Below are 3,200 nucleotides of genomic sequence, written 5' to 3'. Positions count from 1 at the left end.
CAGATCCGATATTGGCGTCGATGATCTTAGTAGCTGGAATCAGTTTCTTGACATAGGCGGCGATCGCTTTATAGGAACCGATGTTCTCTGCAACAGGTTCGTCTGAAACGTGCTGCATATAGTTTTTATCCAGTCCATTGAGCTTTAAATGTGTCATTAATGCGGGAAAGAACTGATCGAGGTAATTCTTTGCACGGTTATCTGAAATGGACATCCGGTGCATACTGATCTTTCCATTTTCCAGGAGCGGAACATCTACTCCAAACTGGCTGGTCCAGTCGCCCATGCGGTACCCGACATGGCTTCCCGCCATTCTTTTTAAAACACCTGCTTTTTTATAAATGGAAACCATCCTGTCCAGGTATGTAAAATCAAAGCTGTACTTGTCGCCGTCGATTTTATATTGCACCAGTGTTTGAACGGGAAGCATCACTACGTTTTGGCCGGTCCCTTTTATGCGCTGTGCGATCAGCCCGATTAACTCCCAATACCTTTCGGTATAAAATTCAACAGGTTTGCCATTGTTCAGGAAGCTCAGGCTCTCCGGAGTATGGTGGATCCAGTTGGTGACCCACAAAGAGGTTTCTGTTATGGTAACCGGATATACTTTGATAACGAAATTGCGGTTTTGGGTTATTGGTTTCCCGGATGATAAAGCTGAAATCTTAACGGAACCCCGGTAGATTCCAGGACTGGCGTCTATTGGTACAGGTATGGTGATCCATATGGGCTGGGGCTCACCGGCAGGCAGATTAAATGTGCTGTCTGTAAATATGGGGTCGGGAAAGTACCCTGAGGGAGAAATGAGCTGATCTCTGCCTGGGTTGGGAACCCTTCTTCCAAGTCCGACATAGCCCACAAAACCGATCTGCGAAGGTTTTAAAGCCTGAGGATTCTCTTTAGCTGCCACATTAGTCAATTGTATCGCCGTCTTTTGCAGATCAGTTTTACTTTTTATTATCAATTGCAATGTCGCGGTCTCCCCTTTCGCTACCCTGATGGTATCCGGCTGGTCTACAAAATATGCCCTGTCTTTCAATACTTTTTCCAGTGGATCAAGCTGAAAGACCCTGAGGTTGTTCTGCGCAAACATAACACCAGGGAACAGGAACAGCAATAGGAATATTCTCATCGTAATTGGATTAGTTGGATTAGCAGCTCTCATTTGAGCTTAAAATTAGGAATAACATAACTATAAACCTCATACCTCAGTTCACTCCAGGCGCTGGCTTTTGGAAATGGAAAATCGGGGAACAGTTGCTGGCCGTCATTGACAAACTCCACCTTGAGCCTGATCTTTTTCTTGTTCTTAGTCAGTCTGGCCGGTATCAGGAATTCATCATCCCGGAAACGTCTGTTTGTGGTTTTTGTCCGGAGCAGCCTTGAATCAAGCTCACCGGAAGGATCTGAATATATAGCAGTATTTGAGCCGGCAAGGTACCATACGCCTGCTTTTTCCCAGTTTGGCACTGAAGCTGCTGAACTTGCATCGGATAAGTATACTATTGCCGTCTGATTTGGAAAGCTGTAATCTAAAGTCCGCCTTAGCAGGGCGCCTTTATTGTTTACATCAAGATCAACGGTGAATTCGGACACCCCTCTTGTATAACGGCCGTCCTCTTTATGCGATGGATAAACAGACGTACCTGCCTTTCCTTTGTATCCTGCTATTTTATTGGCATCCATGCCCCATACACCGGTCGGGAACAGATCTATACCAAGTTCATATCTGGAGTTTACAGTTTCCACCGCTGAAGCCTGAGGCGAAACATAGAAGTGTTTCTTTTCGCTTGTAAGGTCTCCGATATCGATCTCGTCGGTCTTAACCAGGGAGGGCGCAGGTAAGCCATACCAATACGTAACCGCTTCGTAATGTTCTGCAGACAGGTTCTCTCCGCCATGTTCAAAATTGATCACCGCCCTTTTACCAAAAGGCATCAGGTCTGCCAACAGAAAGCGATAGGCTGATTCTATCTTGTCTCTTTCATTTTTGGCCTTATCTTTATTCGGAGCCCCGCAAGGGTGCCCTGCAAATGGCAGTGTCATGTTATTTCCTCCCCAGTAATCACCCCCACCGCCCCATTCTTCTGTTCCGGTCCCATAACCCTGCGGACTGCGGCTGTCGTCAAAAAAGAATCTCGGATCTCCTTCCAGTGTCCCCAGGGAACCGTTGTGCGAGAAAATAAATGATGTGCCCACAAAACTTCCGGACCATTCCTGTTTGCCTTCTATACCACGTGTATCCAGATAGGTCATGTCCTTACCCAGCTCAGGCTCAGGTATGTCTGTATAGGTAGCATGGAAATAGCTGCTTTGACCAATGGCATTATTCAGGGGTTCATAGCGTATTTCATAGCTAATTTCGGTGCCATCAGGTTTTATTCCTGCCAGTTCAAATTTTGCGGATTTAAAGAACGGCATCGGATAATAACAGGCGAGTTCTACTTTTTTACCAGGGTAATCAAACCGGATATTGATGGGAAATCCTTTAACCAGATATTCTTTGTTTTCTCGATTGTAAAGCGTGCCGGCACCAAAAAACAGGGCTAATGGCGCATCTATTGAAGGATATTTAGCATCATCCCAGGTTACCTGTAATTTCAAATGCTCAAGATCTTCCGCTTTTTCGAGCGGCAAAACCAGTTTAAACGCCCTTACTGACGAGGAAGCACTATTGATCTGTGAGAGCAACACACGCGGTTTGTCCAGCTTGACGACCCCTTTTTTGCTTTTAGTATTTTTAGGCGCAATGTCCGTTCCGGAGCGGCCTAAAAGGTCGAGCACGTCCTGATTAGGGCCTCTATTGATGTCCCAGGTAACGATCGGGCGGGAAAGATTTTCTTCGTTTGCGTACAGGCTGTAAATATAGTAGCCGGTTCCGTATCGCGTACGTGAATAGGCGATCCGCATGGATTCTGAGAACGGTATCGGCGTCCAGATCAGGCTTGCACCTTTGGTAGTGCCCCATGTCCAGTTTAATGGTTTTGGAAATGCAGATTCGGGAATAAACTTGGTGTCTTTAAAAACCTGCTTTGCGTTTACCGGATCACTTGTACCGGTTTCTTTTACCAGATTATCCTTATTGTCGGCAATGAAGTGCCAGGGACTGCCATGCCAGTGGTTGGCACGGAAAAAATAAAACACTCCCCTTCCTTTCACATCAAGTGATACATTGTAATCCTCTTCGTTTGCAAACAGAT

Annotated in this window: 2 protein-coding genes; both read right to left on the bottom strand. The window is 45.9% G+C overall.

Annotated elements, in window-relative coordinates; genetic code table 11:
• A partial coding sequence (locus tag VK541_RS25725) for a glycoside hydrolase domain-containing protein (protein WP_324373532.1) occupies positions 1-1,132 on the bottom strand: 1,132 nt, incomplete at its 3' end.
• A gap of 29 nt (positions 1,133-1,161) precedes the next feature.
• Positions 1,162-3,200, bottom strand: a 2,039-nt coding sequence (locus tag VK541_RS25720; protein WP_324373531.1) for a DUF2961 domain-containing protein, incomplete at its 5' end; no start/stop codon positions are given.

The organism is Pedobacter sp., assembly GCF_035317785.1.
Classification (GTDB): domain Bacteria; phylum Bacteroidota; class Bacteroidia; order Sphingobacteriales; family Sphingobacteriaceae; genus Pedobacter.
Note: the sequence above shows the minus strand (reverse complement) of the source record. Positions and strands in the feature narration are given on the sequence as shown.